At 45.8% G+C, this 20,949-nt stretch carries 16 protein-coding genes and 1 tRNA gene; 8 read left to right on the top strand and 9 right to left on the bottom strand.

Annotation, left to right across the window (positions count from 1 at the left end):
* Positions 1 to 250 precede the first annotated feature (250 nt).
* From QT990_RS00350 to QT990_RS00360, 3 genes are all read left to right on the top strand, one after another.
* A complete protein-coding gene (locus QT990_RS00350) occupies positions 251 to 8,458 on the top strand; it encodes a DUF4114 domain-containing protein (protein ID WP_333464771.1) in 8,208 nt (2,735 codons plus the stop codon).
* Positions 8,459 to 8,546: 88 nt separating this feature from the next.
* A complete protein-coding gene (locus QT990_RS00355) occupies positions 8,547 to 8,798 on the top strand; it encodes a hypothetical protein (RefSeq protein WP_333138424.1) in 252 nt (83 codons plus the stop codon).
* 49 nt (positions 8,799 to 8,847) lie between these two features.
* Positions 8,848 to 10,029, top strand: coding sequence for a DALR anticodon-binding domain-containing protein (locus QT990_RS00360; protein ID WP_333300164.1), 1,182 nt, complete (start codon positions 8,848 to 8,850; stop codon positions 10,027 to 10,029).
* Positions 10,030 to 10,224: 195 nt separating this feature from the next.
* On the opposite strand, the gene QT990_RS00365 is transcribed toward QT990_RS00360, so the two are convergent.
* The 6 genes from QT990_RS00365 to QT990_RS00390 all read right to left on the bottom strand — a co-directional run bounded on the left by QT990_RS00365 (position 10,225) and on the right by QT990_RS00390 (position 12,597).
* A complete protein-coding gene (locus QT990_RS00365; protein WP_333138419.1) occupies positions 10,225 to 10,500 on the bottom strand; it encodes a DUF5615 family PIN-like protein in 276 nt (91 codons plus the stop codon).
* Between the two features lie 31 nt (positions 10,501 to 10,531).
* Positions 10,532 to 10,879 (bottom strand): DUF433 domain-containing protein, encoded by a 348-nt coding sequence (locus QT990_RS00370; RefSeq protein WP_333138417.1) that lies wholly within the window; start codon positions 10,877 to 10,879, stop codon positions 10,532 to 10,534.
* 392 nt (positions 10,880 to 11,271) lie between these two features.
* On the bottom strand, positions 11,272 to 11,433 hold the full coding sequence (locus QT990_RS00375; RefSeq protein ID WP_333138415.1) for a PIN domain-containing protein: 162 nt from the start codon (positions 11,431 to 11,433) through the stop codon (positions 11,272 to 11,274).
* The gene (locus tag QT990_RS00380; protein ID WP_333138413.1) at positions 11,405 to 11,650 is read right to left on the bottom strand and encodes a twitching motility protein PilT; all 246 of its coding nucleotides are present in this window, start codon (positions 11,648 to 11,650) and stop codon (positions 11,405 to 11,407) included. The genes QT990_RS00375 and QT990_RS00380 overlap by 29 nt, the downstream gene beginning before the upstream one ends.
* A complete protein-coding gene (locus QT990_RS00385; RefSeq protein WP_333138411.1) occupies positions 11,640 to 11,894 on the bottom strand; it encodes a type II toxin-antitoxin system ParD family antitoxin in 255 nt (84 codons plus the stop codon). Before QT990_RS00385 ends, QT990_RS00380 begins: the two co-directional genes overlap by 11 nt.
* 484 nt (positions 11,895 to 12,378) lie before the next feature.
* Entirely contained in the window at positions 12,379 to 12,597 is a 219-nt protein-coding gene (locus QT990_RS00390; RefSeq protein WP_333138409.1) for a type II toxin-antitoxin system HicB family antitoxin, read from the bottom strand.
* A 113-nt stretch (positions 12,598 to 12,710) separates the two neighbouring features.
* Between QT990_RS00390 and QT990_RS00395 the strand changes: the two genes are divergently transcribed.
* The 3 genes from QT990_RS00395 (at position 12,711) to QT990_RS00405 (ending at position 13,744) form a co-directional block, all read left to right on the top strand.
* The gene (locus tag QT990_RS00395) at positions 12,711 to 12,911 is read left to right on the top strand and encodes a hypothetical protein (protein ID WP_333138407.1); all 201 of its coding nucleotides are present in this window, start codon (positions 12,711 to 12,713) and stop codon (positions 12,909 to 12,911) included.
* Positions 12,912 to 13,210: 299 nt separating this feature from the next.
* Positions 13,211 to 13,366, top strand: a complete 156-nt coding sequence (locus tag QT990_RS00400) for a GYF domain-containing protein (RefSeq protein ID WP_333054718.1) — start codon at positions 13,211 to 13,213, stop codon at positions 13,364 to 13,366.
* Positions 13,367 to 13,477: 111 nt separating this feature from the next.
* Positions 13,478 to 13,744, top strand: a complete 267-nt coding sequence (locus QT990_RS00405) for a hypothetical protein (protein WP_333138405.1) — start codon at positions 13,478 to 13,480, stop codon at positions 13,742 to 13,744.
* Between the two features lie 112 nt (positions 13,745 to 13,856).
* Here QT990_RS00405 and QT990_RS00410 read toward each other — a convergent pair.
* Positions 13,857 to 13,929: transfer RNA gene (locus QT990_RS00410), tRNA-Phe, on the bottom strand.
* A 132-nt stretch (positions 13,930 to 14,061) separates the two neighbouring features.
* Between QT990_RS00410 and QT990_RS00415 the strand changes: the two genes are divergently transcribed.
* Together QT990_RS00415 and QT990_RS00420 are read left to right on the top strand one after the other, a co-directional pair.
* The gene (locus QT990_RS00415; protein WP_333138403.1) at positions 14,062 to 16,725 is read left to right on the top strand and encodes a glycosyltransferase family 39 protein; all 2,664 of its coding nucleotides are present in this window, start codon (positions 14,062 to 14,064) and stop codon (positions 16,723 to 16,725) included.
* Positions 16,726 to 16,929: 204 nt separating this feature from the next.
* Positions 16,930 to 17,847, top strand: a complete 918-nt coding sequence (locus tag QT990_RS00420) for a cobalamin-binding protein (RefSeq protein WP_333138401.1) — start codon at positions 16,930 to 16,932, stop codon at positions 17,845 to 17,847.
* A 311-nt stretch (positions 17,848 to 18,158) separates the two neighbouring features.
* Here QT990_RS00420 and QT990_RS00425 read toward each other — a convergent pair whose 3' ends face one another.
* The gene (locus QT990_RS00425; protein WP_333138399.1) at positions 18,159 to 18,788 is read right to left on the bottom strand and encodes a fasciclin domain-containing protein; all 630 of its coding nucleotides are present in this window, start codon (positions 18,786 to 18,788) and stop codon (positions 18,159 to 18,161) included.
* Positions 18,789 to 19,759: 971 nt separating this feature from the next.
* Positions 19,760 to 20,542, bottom strand: a complete 783-nt coding sequence (locus QT990_RS00430; RefSeq protein WP_333138395.1) for an MBL fold metallo-hydrolase — start codon at positions 20,540 to 20,542, stop codon at positions 19,760 to 19,762.
* Between the last annotated feature and the right edge of the window lie 407 nt (positions 20,543 to 20,949).

A 20,949-nucleotide genomic window follows, 5' to 3' on the forward strand; every position in this document is an offset into this window, starting at 1 on the left:
ATATAAAAACGAGGTAAAATTTGGATTAAAATCTGACACGCTGGCAAATATCACTAAAGCTTCTTCACAAATAAATGCAATACTTCCCTGCTTCGTTGAAACAGTAAACAAGCAGTCTTGAAAGTTTACATTTTGAGGAAAATTTCAGGTGGCTCGAAATGCTCAAAAACGCACCGGAGAAAACATAAAAACATAATAAGGCGAGCGCTTCTCAACAACTGATTTAACCAACTATTTTTCAGGGGTACAAATGGCTGAACTTAACATCGGGGCATTGGCTGACGGCAAAACCTACACAGGTAGTGTTGGCGCTACAAATATCTACGACCTTTACAAATTTAATATCACCAGTCCGGGAAGTTTCCAATTTTCGATCGACGGTTTGAGCGGGAATGCCGACGTATTTTTGTTAAACTCTAGTGGCGAAACCCTTTACAGTTCCACCAACGCGGGAACCAGTGCAGAAACAATTAGTGTTGACAGCTTACTAGCCGGAGACTATTCAGTCAAAGTTTTGCAAATCAGTGGCGACATCAAATACACGCTGAATTTAGCACCAACTAGCACTCAAAAAGCATCCGACGCAGACACCCTCACTGGTGCCAAATCGGATTCTCCACTTCCCTCAAACAGCGCCGCAACTTCGGAAAAACCCACTGCAAACATAGATGTAATTACAGGAAGTGCTGTTGATGACAAGACTGTCACCGCAGAAACAACATCAACAACTACCGACAAACCAGTCACTACAGACTCCGAAACAACTCTCACATCTGAACCAGAAAAACCTGTAGCAACGACTGAATCTGCCACAGAAACATCAACAACTACCGACAAACCAGTCACTAGCGACTCCGAAACAACTCTCACATCTGAACCAGAAAAACCTGTAGCAACGAGTGAATTGGCGGCAGAAACAACATCAACAACTACCAACAAACCCGTCACTACCGTCTCCGAAATAACTCTCACATCGGAACCAGAAAAACCTGTAGCAACGAGTGAATTGGCGGCAGAAACAACATCAACAACTACCGACAAACCCGTCACTACCGTCTCCGAAATAACTCTCCCATCTGAACCGGAAAAACCTGTAGCAACGACTGAATCTGCTACCGAAAAACGGCCAATTGAAGAGACTACATCTCCACCAGACAAACCACCAACCGATTCTGCAATTTCAACCGCCGAAAAACCCAGCGAAACTGTTGCCACAAACAATCTAAATAGCACAACCGCCACCAAAACAGATGCAGTTGCAGGCGAAACTGTCGCCACTCAAGAACAAAAAATAGGCGAGACTGTAGTTACTATTTCCCCAGATGCCAGCAAGCCAGAAGACGAAACAACTACTGACACTAGCAACGGGGAAGAAACAGAGAAAGAGAATTCAACTACTACAGTAGCAACAACTGAAACCAAAAAAGAACCAGAACCGACTACAGACAAAAAGTTAATTTCTCCCTTTACATCGGGGGTATTTACTACCGATGAAACTGGTCGGATCAGTGTAGACTACACATTTGATGGTGGGAGGTTCCAAGGTGAGTTAGCTATTTTCAGCTTAGACGATTTAGACAAATTTGAACCAGGTTCCGAAGCATTCATTAAAGAAGTAGCTGCGCGTTCTTTAAGTAACTCGGTGAAAGGTCATGTAGTGATTAATGATGCTACAGAAGGTGCGCGGTTTTCCGGTTTCTTAGGAGAGAGTAATGCCAATGAAGGAGCCTACTTAGGAGTCAAGAGTTTTGCCGTTACTGCTGGGGGTAAATATGGGGTGATGTTGGTACCCAATGGTAGTGTCAAGTCTGTGTTTGATAATCCGACTGTTGGGGGCGCTCAACGTCCTTTATTTTCTATGGCTATGGCGAATCCTGTGGCGGGATTTCACTTTGGTCAAATTGCGGATATAACCGGAGAAGGTAACACCTTTATCATGGAGGATATGCGGTTAGATGCCGGGAGTGATAGGGATTACAACGATATCATTTTCCAAGTGCGGGGTGCGACGGCAACAACTGCTTTGGTGGATAGTGTGATTAACCCCGATAAAGAGTGGCGGAAAACAGATTTGGGCAAGGCACTTATTGCTTATGCGAAACCTTACATTACCCCGGAACCAAAACCAAATGTAGATGCTGAATTATCCGATTTACTTGATGATTTAGAAACGGAAATTCTGAATCCATCAACTTCAGATAAAGAGACTCCAAAAACTCCAGCGCCTGTCGCAAATACCGACACCAATACTACTGATGCAACCAAGGTTGTACCAACGGATAAGGTAGATGCAAATCCTACTACTCCAGCGGTGACGACTGAGGAAGAAGTCAAAGATACTGCGAATAATTCGGGTGATTCGACTCAAGTTGAAACAACCGACAAAGTAGATGCAAAGCCTACTGCTCCAGCGGTGACGACTGAGGAAGAAGTCAAAGATACTGCGAATAATTCGGGTGATTCGACTCAGGTTGAAACAACCGACAAAGTAGATGCAAAGCCTACTACTCCAGCGGTGACGACTGAGGAAGAAGTCAAAGATATTGCGAATAATTCTGGTGATTCAACTCAAGTTGAAACTACCGAAAAGGTAGATGGAAATCCGACAACAGGTGCGACAACTACACCAACTGCTGGCAAAGATACTGTGGCGGATTCGACTGAAAAATTACCAGTTGAAAAAACGCCTATTCCCGCAGCGACAACTGAGGTAAAAGACAAAGTTACTGAAGCACCAGCGATGCCAACTTTGCCAGCTAAATCTACTACTGAGACGGAAGTTGCTGCAACGATACCAACTGAGAAAGTAGAAACAAAGCCGTCAGTTTTGCCAGCGGAAACTCAGGCGAAAGTAGAAACAAAGCCGTCAGTTTTGCCAGCGGAAACTCTGACAAAGGTAGAAACAAAACCCGAAGTTTTGCCAGCGGAAACTCAGGCGAAAGTAGAAACAAAGCCGGCTTTAGTAACTGAGGTAGAGAAAACTGAAACTCCTCAAGTTGTTGTAGCCGCAAATCCTGTAGAGTCGGTGAAGGAAAGTCAGCCAACAGTGGCTATTGAGCCGAAAGAAACTCCAGCGATTGTGCCGCCGACAGCAGCGAAAACTATGCCAGTTGTAGGTACGAATACTGCTGTAGACTTGCGGAACAAGGAGATAGTTACTCAGACTGAGACTGCGGGTGTTAATGATGCTGCACCAAAAGAGTCATTGCCAATTTCTCCAACAGTTGCAAAACCAACTGAGGATAATTCGACTGCGGCGGTGACTGAACCGGTTAAGCAGGAAGTAGCACAAAACAATAATGATGTCAATGCTGATTGGGTTGCGCGATTGGATAGCATTAAACAGCGTTTGAGTAATTTGGGTGGTGTTGATGTTGTTGCCGAAAATGCGATCGATCGCACTTTGATTGCTCGTTTGGAAACCATGACTGAGAAGTTGAGGGAGCAAACTGGGGCGACTCCTATTTCGGCTCAGACAGGAGCGTTGATTTCGCGACTGGAGGATATGGTAGTGAAAGTTGCACCACCTGCGATCGCACCAGTACAATTCGAGTTTCCTCAAGCCGATCGCCCTTTGGTCGGTTTTATCAACGATACTGGCTTGACTGTCGATAATCCTGCTGAGGAAAAGAGTCTGATTGTTGCAGGGGAAAAACCAGAAAATAGCACAAATAACTCGTCGCAGCCAGTCCTTCGCACTCAAGATAATTCGAGTCAGTGGGTAGAATCTCTGATTAAATTTGTGGATGCTGCTAAAGTATCCAAGCAACCCCATGCCGTTGTTAATATTAACATCAACCTGACTCAAACTCAGCCTGATGGAACTGTGATTCCCCGCAGCGAACTAACGGCAGCGGAACGAGCGGCAATCGCCTACGCATATCAGAACAAAGTGATTGTTGTTGTTCCGGCGGGAGATAACCCTGGCACAATGTCAGCTCTGGGTCTATTATCTAAGGAAGTTGACAACGTAGTTACTGTGGGTGCGGCTCAACGATTTAACAATTCGGTTGCACTATCCAATGCCTTTAAATTGGCAGATTATTCGGGCAGTGGCAATACTCTTGATATTCTCGCTAACGGTAGCAGCGGCAGTACATCCAGCACAGAGGTTGCTGCTGTTGAAGTCACAAATGGACTCGCTCAAGTGTTAGCAGCAAATCCTAAGCTGAATTACACTCAAGCAATTGACGCGATCAAGCGTACTTCTACAGACCTCGCTCAACCTAATTGGGACGCTAAAACTGGGTCTGGTTTGTTGAATGTTGTTGCTGCGGTGCAGTTGGCAAAGGTAACTATACCGGAACTTTACACGATTAAACCCGGACTGCGAACCATTACTGATGTCTTCATTTCTCAACATCCGAGTGCCAAGCAATTACCCGGCGATCCGACTCCTCCTGCGGTTACAGTCCCTGGAATTCCTCAAACAAATGTCGATCGGGGCAGCAATGATCTTGCTAATGCAACGCAGCTGATTCCTTCTGCTACCGAAGATATTATCGATCAGGTTAGCAGCGTCGATCCGTCGGATATTTATCGGGTTGACAGTCGCTACTTAAATGGTGCTAAGTTTTCCGTACTCTCAGGCGACTTATCCGTCAGCTACCTGACAACTTCTGGACAAATATTGGGGACTCAATCTTTGAGCAAAGGCAGCCATAAATTGCAGTTGCCAGCCAATGCACCAGCAGAGGTGATTGTCAAGATCGACCAACGCGATGCCGATCCTGCAACTTACGTTCTCTCTGGTTTTGAGAGTACCGCGACTGAGCCGTTTAATATCGATCTGGAATATGAAACGCCGCTGAGTGATTCGCAACAGGCTATTATGCAAGCCGCTGCAAAAAGCGTCGCTGGATTGATTGGCAAAGGGTTGCCGAGTGCAGTGGTTGACGGCAAGATTATCGACGATATCAATATCAAGATTTCTACTGCCAATATTGACGGTGCGGGCGGTACTCAAGCGCGAACTAAAATTGATTTCATGCGCTACGGAACTATGTTGCCCGCTCAATCTTTAGTGCAGTTTGATGCAGCGGATATTGCCGAGTTGGAGCGTTCTGGGAAGTTGTTCAGCGTCGTGCAGCATGAGTTTTTACACGCTTTGGGCTTTGGGAATCTTTGGGAAGCTAAGGGTTTGGTGGATTATGCGGGTACGCCGTTGGCTCAGTATAACGGTGGAAAGGCGGTTGATGCGTTTAAAGATTTGGGCGGTTTGACTGATGCGATTTCTCTGGAAACTGAGGGTAAAGGTTCGGCTGGTTTGCATTGGAATGAGGCGCTGTTCCAAGATGAGGTGATGACGGCTGATTTGAACTTTAGCGGTAAGACTGGAAATGCGCCGATTAGCCCTGTTACTATCGCATCTCTGGCCGATTTGGGTTACGAGGTGAATTTGAATGCGGCAACTCCTGATTTTGGGTTGTTTGGCGGGCAGCGGTTTAATGCAGCAGATTTAACGCCTGAGCAGATTGAGGCTTTCCGGCAACTGGCAGAGATTTTTGGCGATGGGGATGAGCCTTCTGAACCTGCGATTTTGCAAGAGGTTGACCCAAGTAAAGTTGCGCCGGAGATTTGGGCGCACGCGGAACGGGCACCAGATGGTCAATATTACGATTGGCAGCCTTACAAACTTAAGTGGGGCGATACTCTCAGCGGTATTGCCGCAGCGACAATGGGCAGTGGTTCTGCTACGAATTACTGGTGGATTGCTAACCATAATGGCATTCCGAATCCAGACAAAATTTATGAGTATGACACAATTGACATTCCCGTCCACCGCCCTAATTACGAGCAAGATCAAGAAGCCGAACGGCAGCGTCGCGAACAAGAATTACGGCAAAGGCAGGAACAAGAAGCAAGGGATCGCCAGCAACAAGAAGACCGACTCAGGAACGACCAAGCTGAACAAGAACGGCTACGGCAAGATGAGGAACGCCGTCGGCAAGAGGCAGAGGCTAATCAACGGGCGCTAGAGGAACAAGCTCGAAGACTAGCAGAGGAACAAGAACGTCGCCGTCGGGAACGGGAAGAATACGAGCGCGAACAGGCGCGGTTGGCGGAACTGCGGCGACAAGCGGAGATTGCGCGGCAACAAGGTAAGGGAGGATTGGATTGGTATGTTGCCAAGCCTATGCCTGAATTTGGGCCTGTCGATCCGTTTGAAACTTCTCTAACGGGTGAAACAGTTGGAAATTTAGTTCCAGATGATTATTATCGGTTTACTCTGTCTCGCGGTGGTCGGATTACGGCTGAATTGAGAAAGCTTTTGGCTGATGCAGATTTGGTTCTGTACGATGTGCGGAATGAACCTATTGCCTATTCGATGCGGGAGGGAATTACCGATGAGCAAATTATTGCTGATTTGATTCCCGGTACTTATATGCTGCGAGTCAATAGTCCTAAAGGTGTGACGACTGACTACGAGCTGATTGTTAAGTTCCAGCACAAGCTTTCTGCCACTCAAACTCAACCTTTACCTCCGGGTTGGCGGCCTAGTGGTAGTGGCAATAGTGGCGGTAGCGGTGGTAGTGGCGGTGGGAACACGTCTCCGGGTGTGGCGTTCGCTGACCCGCGAATTCAGCAGATTTATGAGGTGGCATTCAATGAATTTTCTAGCACTGAACCAGCTAAGATTAATCCTGAAATTGCTCGGCTAGAAAATCTAAAACAACAGTATGAAGCTGAGAAACAGCAATATCAAAATGAGTACGATGCAATTTTAGCTAGGATGAATGGCGAACAGCGAGCTAAAATTCATTCGTTGCTTGATAGTGGACGTAGTATCGTATTAAACGCGATTGAATCAGTAAATGCTGAAACAGTGAAAAATATTGCCAACACTATCAATAGATCGCTTGATATGCTCGGCAACATATCACTGCTCTCTGGACCTTTAGGATCGGGAGTTTTAATCAAACTTGGTACTGATTTACTAAAAACTGCCATTAACTCTACTCAAAGTTGGTTAATAGCTCAACTTGAGTCAGTTAAAAAGAAGATCAAAGATTTTGTTTGGTCGTTTACTGAGGACTTAAAAAGAAACTACCAAACAGGTGGCGAAATCAATGCTAATATTGAAGCCAAAGCTCAACAACTGAAAAATCAAGTGGATCGGGAGTTGGCTAATTTCAATATAAATCTACAACAGACTAAGGGTAAATTTCTTCAATCTCTTGGTTCTTTACGCAATTTGGGCTTTGGCAACTTTAACTTATACGATCAAGTAGCGGCTCCCATAGCAAATACAATTGCTGGTCAAGTTAGCCAGCTAGGTCAATCTCATGCTAATGATTCCAAGGAACAAATTAATTATGAAAAGCTGACTCAGCAAAGAGATATAGCTAATTTCACCTCAACGTTTCTGGCAGATCCAACTGGTCTGTTTTTCAACAAGATTCATAAAGTTGAAGAGCAACTACAAGAAATTGAAGAGCAAATTCGTCAGCAAAAAGAAAAGGCACGTCTGGAAGCTCAGGAAAAGGCACGTCTGGAAGCTCAGGAAAAGGTACGCCAAATTGAAGCCCTACTTAACGATCCAGAAGAAAGAAAGAGTGTTTTAGATGCTCTTTGGAAATGGGGTTTCAAAACGGTTGATGAGGCTTACAACTTTGTGAAAGAGGAACTTTCTAAAGTCCGCGAACAAATCAAAGAAAAAATGCGGAGTGACTTTGTTTTTTCTTGGAAAAAAGAAGTTCCATTAGTAGGTCTTCCTCCTGTATTTCCAATATATGCAGGATCAGTAGTGTACTTCATTCAGCCCACAAAGTTTACTCATGAAGCCTTACTGAAGATCGGTCCACATCTTGGACTTGAGCTTGTCAATGGTGAAACAATCAATATAGCAGCCGAGAAAAAACTAAGTAATGGGGGTGTTCAAGGATTTGAAATTGATTCAGAAGGTAATTTTGTATTTGGTTTTGGTAATGAGAAATTCAAGCTAAAGCCTTCCTTCAATATTCAAGAAGGTGAAGTTATGATTTCTGCTGCTACTAGCATTCCCGAAATTAAAGTCATTGAAAACGATGATTCAAAAGTTGCTTTGTCTGGAGAGGTAAGTTTAAAGTTGACAGGAAAAGTCGGAGCAAAGTTCAGGTTAGAACCTGTTTTTCTTTTGACCGAGGCAGCAGTTAGAGTTGCTCTGAAAAAACTTCAAGAGACAAACAGTGCTTTTCGGGAATGGAGTGACAGTGTTATCGACACCCTCGCCGAAACTTTTTCAAACCCAGACTTTTGGATCAAAGTTGGCCTTGGGGTTGCTGGTATTGCCACTGTTGTTGCTGCTATTGCTGCTGCTCCTACGATTTTTGCTGGTATTGCCACTGTTGTTGCTGCTATTGCTGCTGCTGCTGGGACTGTTGCTGCTGCTAAGGCTACTGTAACCTCAGTATTTGCAATCTTGTTTGCACTTGGCGTACTGCAACTAGAAGAAGGTAATAGTGATGTGATTGCCTAATCCTTCTAAGCTAGCGGAATTGCCTCTACATAAAGAAAGCAAGCGCACCGCAAGCATATCCCCACCAAAAACCCAACCTCCCTAACGCATGCCATCAGGTAACATCCTAACTGCCGCCGATGTCCTCAATTTACTCGTTAGTGGGATCGACAAAACCACCTTAGAAAATGAACTCACCGCCTCAGCTTGGATATCTACCCCAGCTAGAGGCGGCTCAAATTCCCCTGATCAATGGCTACATCTATTTTTTGATATCGGTGGCAACAACAAAATTGAAGCTCTTTGTCAGTCGATAGTCATCGAACAATTAGCCAAACAATCCTTAGCACTGATTTCGTAATCAGTTAAGAAACTAAGGCATCAAATATCATCCCTAGTTAAAGAGTGAAATGATGATGACATTATCCCAAAAATCGGCTAAAATTTGGTTGAGCATTCCCGAATATCCTTTAGAAGCTATTCCTTCCTCAGCTTATATTCGTTGCTCCCTGACAACGACTGTTAAAAACATCCTAGAAAAATGCCACAATTGGGTTAGCACAGAAGGTGCAAATAATCAAGAAACTTTACCTGATATTGAACTCTTTTTTAACTCAATTCAAACCAGCAAGCAAGTTTACAAAGCTTCCCTTTCTCGTCAACTCGCCGCCGACTTACCCCCCGACGTTGAAGAAACTTCCCTCAAAGACGAACCCAAAGACTGGTTTATCAAAACCGCAGACTTTGGCGACGACTGCGATCGCGTCCTCCAACACCGCGACGGCGAATTCACCCAACTCCTAGAAGACATCACCCGCTACCATGAAATATTCCAACAAGGCTATGACAAAATCATCCTCATTCGTCCCACCACCTACATCGGCTACGACATCCAACTCACCGCCGCCATGCAATGCTTGGGCTACACCAAAGAGCAATTTCAATTCATCATCGTTCAACCCATCAAACTTTACGCCTTCCACAAACCCACCCAGCAAATCCATCGCATCCCTGACATCGCCCCCGCAGAATTGCTCAAAGCCGTGACTATGGATGCACTGCGCTGGTACTCCCTCCGAGTTCCCCTCACAGAAGTTGCCCCGATTAACATCAGCACAGCAGGAAAACCCACCCCGCAAGATAGCCTCTATCGCGTTCAATCTGCCTATCTTCGTTGCTGTACCCTGCTGCAACAAGCACAGCAGCAAGGCATCATTCAGCTAGAAACCAATGGGGGCGGCGGCGAAATTTCCCCTACGGAAATCGCAGCTAAACTCATGTCATTAGCAGATTATGTCTGGGAATCTCCCGATGCCGCCATCCTAGCCAACCTTCTGCAAGCGGTTCCCAAAATCCTCGAACAAAGCGCCGCCGAAATTGCCCCCCATCTGGTTTGCCGCCACCTGGAAGCTATTAGCGAAACCTGCCTTCCGTGGTTGGATTCCCTGAGTCTCAACCCGCAAAACTGCGCCCTTTTGTTAGCTGCGAAGCAAACAATTTTTGAGTTGTTAGAGAACGTTTTGGCGATCGCCCTTCCTGAGTCAACTTTTCCCGACTCAAATTTGCGATTTGTCAAGTTTTCTGAAGATTAGGCCGCGTTTCGCATAAAACTAGCGCCTTCTTCCAGATAGATAAGTGACGGTTGGTTTTTGAGTGCGACGGGCTGTCCTGAGTGCGATCGGGCGATCGACCTTTATTAATTTTTCTCAAAAACTGACGGGCTGTCCTGAGTGCGATCGAGCGATCGACCTTTATTAATTTTTCTCAAAAAAGGGCGATCGACCTTTTCAAATAAACTCTATATGGTTCTGCATATCCGACGGTTCAAGTACCTCCCAAATCAGAATCAAACCGCGCACAATTTCACCAAGTGAACGGCTGTTTTGGTGACAGTAAACAATACCGCAATGCTCTAAACCCCGCTGATGAATTGCCAAAAAATCGTCATCCTGGGTAAAGATTACTCGCCCTTGAGAAATTGCAAAAGCTAACTGTTCTTCATCCATAGCACCTAAAAGCCGTGCTTCTGGTGTAGTCGTGACATCAATACCGCGCCTTTTCAAAGCTTCTGCGATCGCCCGTTCGACTTGTTCATCACAATGAAATCGGATCTTTTCCCAGATTCTGCCCTGTCAATTTCTGCTGTACCTTGGAAGGAGTTTTTGCTTGCAATTCCCGCACAAAAGCATCGCTATCTCGAATTTGTTGTCGAATTTCCTCAAGATGGTCGTGGTAATAAGTCAAGGCTGCGTATACATCTGCTAAAGTAATTGTGGGATACCGCGACACAATTTCATCAGGAGACATTCCCATCTTTTCGTGCCAAATTACAACATCTTGAACCCTAATCCGATGTCCCGCTATACGTGGTTTACCGCCACAAATACCCGGAGTAATTTCAATATGTTCTTGGATTACCGATGGCATAGGCATCTGAGTCATAATTTTTTATTGCACAATGCGGAATTAGCTCCTATTTTAACAAAAACCAAGGCGGTATAGATAGCGAGATCCCTTCCTGAGTCAACTTTTCCAGACCCAAATCTCCGATTTGTCAAGTTTTCTGAAGATTAGGTCGCGTTTCGCATAAAACTAGCGCCTTCCTCCAGATAGATAAGTGACGGTTGGTTTTTGAGTGCGACGGGCTGTCCTGAGTGCGATCGGGCGATCGACCTTTATTAATTTTTCTCAAAAAAGGGATCTCGCTCCTCGATCATCAGTTAAAAGGTCGATCGCCCTTTACTCCTTTTTCTCAATAAAGGGATCTCGCCCTTTTGGAATAAGTCAAAACGTGCGATCGCCCTTTACTCCTTTTTCTCAACCAAGGGCAATCGCTACCAATTAATTACCGTTAAACTTGTTACCTTTGCAAACTCTCGATCGGCTGTCACCAAAGTTGCTGAATTTTGGATTGCCATTGCTGCAATAACCGCATCCGGTAGTTTCAAGCGATGTTGCTGGCGAATTTCAATGATTTTCAGAGAGCAAGACAGCATCCATCGCCACTAAACCAAGAACCTCCACTCGTTGCAGAAACTGCTCAAAGATCTGACGATCGTCTTGAGTCAGCCCAGGAAATACCAGAAACTCAATTTGGCTAATAACTGAAACTCCAATCCAATCCGCATCTTTCAGTAATTCAATGAGTTGAATATTTCCTTGAAGCAAAGCAACGATCGCATTCGTATCCAACACATAGCGATTACCACTCATCGCGTAGATTCCTCTGCATTGTTACTGCATCTCCCTGCCAAGTTAATCGCCCCACCAAATCAGAGAAATCATAGCTGGGTTTCTGCTTCTCCTCTGATGAAACCGGATTCAAAACAACTAAAACTTCTCGTTCTTTTAGCAATTGTAACCCAGCCAGAATCACTTCAGAAGCAGATGAGTACCTACCGTTTTTGACTGTTGATTGAACAAACTGCTCTAGTTCAGGAGTTAAGGATATATTCATGATGTTGAGTCACCTATTTGAGTCAACTATTACCCCATAATAACAAAAATTATCAAATTTTGTTATTTAACATTTTTGGCTACGGGAAGATTTTGCGAGATCCTTGCTTGTAAGCGCAGATTAGCGATCGGCCTTATAGCAATCCTAAATGATTCAGATAAATTTGTAGGGGTAGTGCCCCCGTGCCTACCCCCTATCAATCGGGCAACCACGGGGGGATTGCCCCTACAATAATTATGCAAATGATTTAGGATTGCTATAGTTCCTCTTTCTCAAGAAAGAGCGATCGGCCTTCATTCCTCTTTCTCAAATAAGAGCGATCGCCCTTTTGGAATTTGTCAACAAGTGCGATCGCCCTTTACCCCTTTTTCTCAACCAAAGGCATCGCCCTTTTGGAATAAGTCAAAAAGTGCGATCGCTCTTTTTGATATGGAAAAGTCGATATCTCTTTTGTTCTGAGTCAAAAAGGGGGATCGACTTTTATTTAAGCTGCCACGATTGCCGGACTCGGAGGCACTAAATCTTCTTCTTGGCAATACTCAAGGTAGCTGGAGCTCGCTTCTTTAGCATTGGCGATCGCTTCTTCATAAGTTTTCCCATAAGTACAGGGCTGCATTGCAATTGTTGCAAACTCTGGCAGTGTTACCAAATACAGTCCATCCTCTTGTGACCATTGAATTAATAAACTATAGCGGTAATTCATTCCTCTGATTCCTCTGCTGAAGAATTGTTTCTAACTCTTGAATTGCTTTTTTTAACAAGTTCTCCAAATACAATGGTGTATCCTCAACACAAGAAGAGATTTTAGGATCTGCTGTGGCGCTAGTGTGGGTGGCGGTGTGGCATTTCTGGGGGTGGCCGCGCGAAGTAGAAATTGCTAGAGGTAAGCCGGAGGCTAAGAAAAAGCGATCGCCCAATTCCAACTTACCCGCTCCGAATCCGGTAGAACAAGAGCTCAACCAGCTCAAAGCGACAACTGGAATGAATCGGATGAAGCCAATCGATTTTAGATTTTAGATTTTAGATTTTAGATTGACTTGCGCGAGATAAATGCTCTTTCTTGAGGATTTTCGATTTTAGATTTTGGATTGATTCCACGGATAAATCACGTGGCGGATGCCACCTTTGAAATTCGCTTGTCAGTAAGGAATGAGAATTAAATAACTTACCATGCGTGATGGTTCTTGTGGGATGGGCGTCCCGCCCGTCCAGAAAGGGCGGGCGGGACGCCCAACCCACTTTCAAGAGTGTAAATTATTTAATTCGCGATCCTAAGACGATCGACCCAGCCAACTCCTGAAGTTCCTCAATGGTACGTGTTTCGCAGCGGTGAAGCCAAAGGGCCCTATACCAGATTGCAATTATGGGAGATTGAGGAAATCACAGCCAGAACCAAAGTGCGGCGCGGGGAAGCCGAGTGGCAGCGCGGCGGTGAAATTCCAGAATTAGCGTCGTACCTCACTCAAAAATAAGACAGTACACGTCACCGCACGTCGATCGGCGCTTAAGACGATCGCGCTCCCCAGAAAGTAGCGCTATTCTTAGAAAAGGGATTTGTGTCAGCGAGACTCCCGGAGATTTTTATGAATATTACTTTGAGTCCTGAGCAGGTGAAATTGATCGAAGCGCAATTAGCACTGGGCCAGTTTAGCTCGCCGGAAGAGGTGATTACAAAAGCCCTCCAGACTTTGACTCAAACACGCCAGCATTATTGGGAGTGGGTGGAGGAGGTGCGCTCTTCGGTGGAGGAAGCGGAGGCGGAACTATCGCGAGGTGAGGGAATCCCCTTAGAGACTGCCATCGAGCAATTGCAGGAAAAGTTTCGCAAGGCACGAGAGGTTCAGGGATGAACCGATGCTTTGTCTCTCCCACAGCAAGCCGAGACTTGAATGCCATTGGTGATTATTTTGTTGGCTCAAGTTTATATAAAAAAAAACCCTCAACTTTGTGAGGGCTTTGCGATGCCAGGAACGAGACTTGAACTCGTGACACGTGGATTTTCAGTCCACTGCTCTACCAACTGAGCTATCCCGGCTTGTTTTTTCGCGCTTTACTATCTTAGCAGACACATACAGAATTTAGCAAGCACTTTTTCAAATTAATTTTCGATCGCCCGGAACCGCCCGCCTGTAAGCTAAAAGCTGCAACCTAAAATCCAAGAATCGCAATGGCACAGCAACATCGGGACAGCGAGGGCAAGAGTCTGCTTGTCTTGGGCATAATTTGGCTGCTGGGGGCAATTAGCGATCGCCTCTGGTTTGCCCTCGATCGATCTGTCCCGGCGTGGGATCAAGCAGACTACCTGACTAGCACCCTGAAATACTTGCAGGCGTTGCAGCATCCTCAGTGGCTTTCCGGGGAGTGGTGGACAAACTTTTGGCTGCTTTCGACGAAAATTCCGCCCTTGGCATACATCTTAACGGTTCCGTTTCTTCAGGTTTTCGGTACTGGGGGCGATCGGGCAACCCTCGTTCATTTATTATTTAGTGCAATTCTCCTCGCCTCAGTCTACAGTCTGGGCGTCCAATTATTTAACCGGCAAGTCGGTTTGTGGGCCGCTGCAATTTGCGTTTTGTTACCCGGACTTTATCGGTTCCGCTTGCAATTTTTACTCGACTATCCCCTCACAGCGGCGATTACTTTGGCTTTCTATTGTCTGACAATGTGGAAGCAGGAATCAGGAAGTTCGGCAGCGGATTTAACGGATAGAACAAAGTTGGAAGAAGGAACCAAGAAAAAGTATAAATTCTCGCCATCGGGGGCGGGCACGGGGGCACCGCCCCTACATACCCTCTCGTCGTCATCTTTCTTTTGGGCGATCGCCTTTGGAATTTCTCTCGGCTTATCAATATTAGTTAAACACACGACTGTATTATTTCTGTTTACCCCGATTGTGTGGTTGGCTGTGGGTGCTGTGCGCCAAAAAGCTTGGGGGAGATTAGGTCAATTAACTGGTGCTTTGTTGCTGTCGGTGGCGGTGTTTGGGCCCTGGGCGAAAACCAATTGGCTGTTAATTTTGACCGGGGGAAAACGGGCTACGCTGGATTCTGCGATCGCCGAAGGAGATCCGGCCCTCAATACGATCGACGCTTGGATTTACTACGGCCAACACTTACCCGAACACATTTCTTGGCCTCTGTTACTTATTCCCTTAGTAGGATTGATACTTTATTGGCGTCGCAGGCCAAATAGTTCGTCAATTTTGCATCTCAACTCCTGTCGCTGGCTGGCTGTTTTCTGGGGAGGAGCTTATTTAATTAATTCTCTAAATATCAACAAAGACGACCGATATGTGATACCTTATTTGCCAGTTTTATCTATTTTCTTAGCCTACTGTTTAACGCTGTGGCCTTCTCGGTGGGGACGACAAATTCGCTGGGGTACAATTGGCTTGGCAATTTTGGCGATGCTGTTCCATATCTTGCCGCTGGGAGGTGCTCTGGGAAATAGCTTAGTCCAAATTATTAGTCCCGGCAATTCTAACTATCCTTACTTGGGGAAAGAGTGGCCGCACCGAGAGGTAATTGCAGAAATTATTGATAGGGAACCTTATTTGCAATCTACTTTAGGCGTGTTGCCTTCTACGCCGGAAATTAACCAGCATAATTTGAATTTTTACGGTGCTTTGGCTAATTTTCAGGTTTACGGGCGGCAGGTGGGAACGAATTTAAAAGAAGTGCCGCAAGATGTGCGATCGCTCTCTTGGTTCGTAACTAAAACTGGCCCGCAAGGTTCGATCCGCGAAAAAATTAAACAAGCTCAAAATGCAGCCGTAACCGCGATTGAAAAAGGGGATAAATTTGACTTAGATAAAACTTGGATTTTGCCAGATTATACTAATTTAAATCTTTATCGCAAGCGAGTGCAGCCTGTCGAAATACAGCCGTTGAATGAATCGCGATCGCAAGTACAATTAGATCGAGTTACTGTCGCTGCAAAAGCAGTTCCCGGAGTCGCGCTACCGGTTACTTATACTTGGTCTGGGCCTTGGCAGCAGTTGCAGTCTGGTTTAGTGTTGGTAACGTGGCAAAATCAGCAGTCTGGCGATATTCCACCGGGACAGACTTTCAGGATTTTACACGATCGCGCGATCGCCCAGGCAACTTTGCATCCGGGGATGCTGGAAGCGGATAAATTTGCTGTGGGGTTTCGAGTTGTCGATCGCACAGCGATGCTTCCTCCTGCTAATATTGCACCGGGAACTTACAATCTGCAAGCTACTTATCTAAATCGGAAAACTGGGGAAACTTATCCGATTAATGTGCCGGCAGTTAGTGTTAAAATCGAGGCAGAGCCTCTGGATATGCGTTCCCAGGCAGAGCCGGGAAACGAGGATAATACAGATCAGCCTGAGTTAGATTTGGTGACTCAATTGCGGGCGATGGCGGTTAATTTACCCAAAGGATTGCCCGGTTTAGAACCCGTGTTCGAGCAGATTGGGCGCATCAATCAGTACGATCCAATTCAAGATTATACCGTGCAAGCGGAACAAGCGTTAGAATATCGGTTGAAACAGGAACCAAATAATCTAGAATTGGCTTATGCTTTGGCATTTTCTCGGGTATTGCAGCAGAATGTCCAAAGTGCGATCGCTGCCTTAGAAAAAGTCACTCAACTCGACTCAAAAAACCCTTACGCTTACGCATATCTCGCTTTCGTACACCTGTACGGCTGGCATCCCAAAGCCGCTCAAACAGCCTTAAAACCTGCTCTCGCTCTCAACTCCAACCTACCGGAGATTAGAGTTTTAAACGGTGTAGCGGCTCTGATGCAAGGTAATCTCATTCAAGCATGGCAAGATTTGCAATACTTAAAAAAACTAAAAATTTAACAATCTCTTTTATTGTGGCACGGGCGTCCCGCCTGTGCTTCTAAATCTGTCAAGCCTGTGCTTTTAAATCTGTCAAGCCTGTGCTTTTAAATCTGTCAAGCCTGTGCTTTTAAATCTGTCAAGCCTGTGCTTTTAAATCTGTAAAGCCTGTGCTTCTAAATCTGTAAAGCCTGTGCTTCCGAATCAGTGAAAAACAGAAAACCAATGAACCAACCAAGAATAATCTCTCTAATTCCCAGTGCCACCGAAATTGTAGCACTTTTAGGATTAACCGATGCAATTGTGGGCCGTTCCCACGAATGCGACTATCCCCCAGAAATCCAAAATTTACCTGTTTGCACTCAGCCTAAATTCAATCCCGAAGGAACTAGCAGCGAAATTCACAACCGCGTGACAGAATTGTTGCAAAATGCCCTCAGCGTGTATAAAGTAGAAATAGATACTGTGGAAAAATTGCAGCCGACTCACATTATTACTCAAGCTCAATGTGAAGTCTGCGCTTGTTCTCTAACAGAGGTTGAACAAGCAGTAAGCACGCTGGTAAATAGCAAGCCGGAAATTATTTCTTTGCAGCCGAATCTGCTATCAGAAATCTGGACGGATATTCAGCGAGTTGCTGATGCTTTGGGCGTAGATGGCAAAAGCGCGATCGACCTTTTGCAATCCCGCATCGATGCTATTATCTTAAAAACCAAAACATTAACCGTTAAACCCAAAGTAGCTTGCATCGAGTGGATTGAACCTTTGATGGCTGCGGGTAACTGGATTCCCGAATTAGTGGCAATGGCGGGAGGCAATTCGCTATTTGGAATTGTCGGCGAACATTCCCCTTGGTTAAAATGGGAATCGCTAGTAGAAGCTAATCCCGATGTAATTATTTTCATGCCTTGTGGCTTTGATTTAAACCGCACTCGCAACGAAGCACTGCAGATAACTAAATACGCAGAATGGGCTAATTTGCAAGCAGTAAAAACGGGGAAAGTTTACATAACTGACGGCAATTCTTACTTTAATCGACCGGGGCCGAGATTGGTTGATTCGTTAGAAATTTTAGCAGAAATTCTCCATCCCGAAATCTTCAATTTTGGCCATCGGGGTAAGGGTTGGCAGCCATTTTTGTAAGTACCCACAGTTAGCTAAAGCTTGATATACAGCCTCTTCGGTGGTTCATGAAGTACACTATAAAGCTATATTGTGTGGTGTTAATCTGTAGGGTGCGGATCTGCGAAATATTGGTCGATAAAACTTACAGATTGACGGGTGGCGACGCACCTTACACGGGCTAGAAGATTGTGTGTACCACATCTACATGGAATATGCTATATATTAATTCTGAATGGCCTGCCACACAAATAAGGACACAACAATGTTGTGTCCTTACTTCGCTTTCATTTAACCGAATCTGACATCAATTGATGCAAAAAACGCTAGTCCTACTTGGCATCAGGGGGCATCAAAACCTTGTCAATTACGTGAATCACGCCGTTGCTAGCTTTGATATCAGCTTTCACAACATTACCGCCGCTGACAGTAACTTTGCCTGCGTTAACTCCCACCTTCAGCGCGCTGCCTTCCACACTTTTAACATCGCCGGATTTTAGGCTAGTAGATAAAACCGAACCAGGAACAACGTGGTAAGCTAAAATCTTAGTAAGTTGGGCTTTGTTTTCCGGTTTGAGCAAATTCTCCACAGTTCCTTCTGGCAAAGCAGCAAATGCCGCGTCAGTCGGAGCAAAAACAGTGAAAGGGCCTTTTCTTTGTAAAGTTGCAACCAAGTCTGCTGCTCCCAAAGCCTTTGTCAGCGTCTTGAATTGAGGGTCGCCCGATGCAATAGCAACAATATCCTTAGCAGCAGCAGTTGGTGCCTGTGAAGTGCCAGTTGGTGCCGGTGAAGCAGCGGTTTTCACATTTCCTGCAACTTGTTGAGTTTGAGTTGCATTAGCAACATTGGTATTGGAGGTGATGTGAGCCCAAGCCGGGAAACCAATCAACGCGCTAGCGCCGATTACTCCTGCGAAACCTGTCAGTTGTTTGATCCAGCTAGGTAAATTTTGATTTGTCATAAAACCTGTCGGTAAGTGGGAAACTCAGTCGCTGCATAGCGCTGAGAGGAAAACGATCAGCGGTTTCAACCGCCTTGAACATTACAGGGGGATCGTTTGATTCGATGTAATGAATGTGATGTACTTTTACGATCGACAATTACCACTTCAAACCTCACGATCCTGTACCCATAATGTTTGCTCTTTCGAGCCTCCCTTACGGGGTAATGTTAGCTTCGACCTTGTTATAAGAGCTTGCGCGGGCTCGCAACACTGTTCCAGTGACCTTGGAACTGTTTAATCACGAGCGACAGAGCGGGGAACTAGCTACGCATTCGCCCGGTGTCGTGACTCAAATAACGGCTCCTCTTACGAGGGGTCTGGTCAGCACAGCTTGGGAGAGATTTCTCGCGACCAAGCTCAGTCCCTTTAGGGCTGGGTTGCTGACTGCGCTTGCATTTCCTTTTGACATCCTCACCGGGCTAAAGCCACGGTGATTCCCAAGCATCACTACTTGGGTTTCTGCTTCATTGCACCTGCCTCCACCCTCAAGGAGTTTATGGTCTTACGGTCGCTCCACAGACTATCCCCGCTAGCCCAGCGGTTCTTATGTATCGAGAAATCTCAAGATTTCTGTTTGTTTGCGTCACTCAGGGATGTTGTACCATTGCCCAATAGTGCTTTTCCCGGTCTACCGATTTGTCTGCGCCGCCAGTTGTTTGCTGGACTTCGCTCGTATAGGCTGTCTGATCCATCGTCGCGGGTGGGTCAACGACCACTTTAATTATAGTGAAAAATTTGTAAAGCCGTCCTAGAAGGACGGGGTTTCTACCCAAATTTTCCGATGATATAAAACCGTGAACATGAATTGTTATGTTAGCCAAATATCGACAAAAAGCAAGGTTGCTAGAGGCTAAGGTAGAGAGAAAATTCTCTTGCATCCCCGATCGAACAAAACTTCCTTAATATAACGCAACCTAAAAAATCTGGCATCAACCGCTAAATCTGTAACTCAAAACCTCAATCACCGAACCAGTTTGGGGTAAGTCACCAGATTTGATCGAAATCGTGTCATTATTCAATCGGCGCACCGGCGTACCATCCATCAGCGCCAAGAATTCATCTAGCGGCACCAAATCGCACGCAGCAGCATCGGCGGCTTGGGTTTTGAAATGTGTCGGAATCACCATCTTTGGTTTGAGAAGTTGCAAAGTTTGCTTCGCTTCCGCCGGAGTGTAAGCTTTCGGCCCGCCGCCCACGGGAATCAGCACTACATCGGGCCGCCCGATCAAGATTTGTTCTTCAATGCCGATCGGGCCAGCAACTCCGCCCAAGTGTAAAATCTTAACGCCCGCTTGCTGCCACAGCCAAGCCACATTGACCCCAAATCGCCGTCCTCCCTCACGGTCTTTTTGGGTCCGAATCCCTTGAATCCGCAGCCCGTTAGACCTGTAAGCCCCCGGTTCGTACAAAAGGCCGGGATTGCCCGCAAATCCGTCGATCGCCCCTTCATCGAGCAACCGACTGCTAATCAGAATCAAATCTGTTGGCACTTTAGGAGAGCGATAGCCTGCCGTACAGCCCAGGGGGCGAAAAGGATTCACCAGCACCCTCGCACCGCCACCGGTGAACAAGAAGCAAGTGTGGCCCAACCACTGAATCGACAAGGAATTAGTAGTTTGAGCTTGATAGCTTTCCCATCCAGATGGCAAACCAGTGGACAAAGCTGCTAGCAAACCCGTCTGTGCGTAACGTATTAATTGTCGCCGTTTCATCAAAAACACTCGGTAAGTGGGAAACTCAGGGTATGAAAGACCTGAGAGGGAAAGGACACGGCGATTTCAATCGCCTTGAATCTTTCTGTATCCATTACCGCCTTGGAGTTGCTGGACTTGGTGTACTTTTGTAATGCACTTTCGGCAGGACAGTTACTGCCTCAAACCTTGCAACTCTGTACGCATAATGTTTGCTCTTATGGAGCCTCCCTTTCGGGGTAATGTTCGCTTCGACCTGGTTATAAAGGCTTGTTAGACCTGCAACACTGTTTCAGTGACTTTAAAACTGTTTAATTGCAGATGACAGAGCGGAAAACTAGCGTCGCATTCTCCGGTGTCATGACCTAAATAACGTCTCCTCTGTAAAGAGGGGTCTGGTCAGAACAGCTTGCAATTTCTTACAAGCT

Source organism: Microcoleus sp. T3_B1, assembly GCF_036700445.1.
Classification (GTDB): domain Bacteria; phylum Cyanobacteriota; class Cyanobacteriia; order Cyanobacteriales; family Microcoleaceae; genus Microcoleus.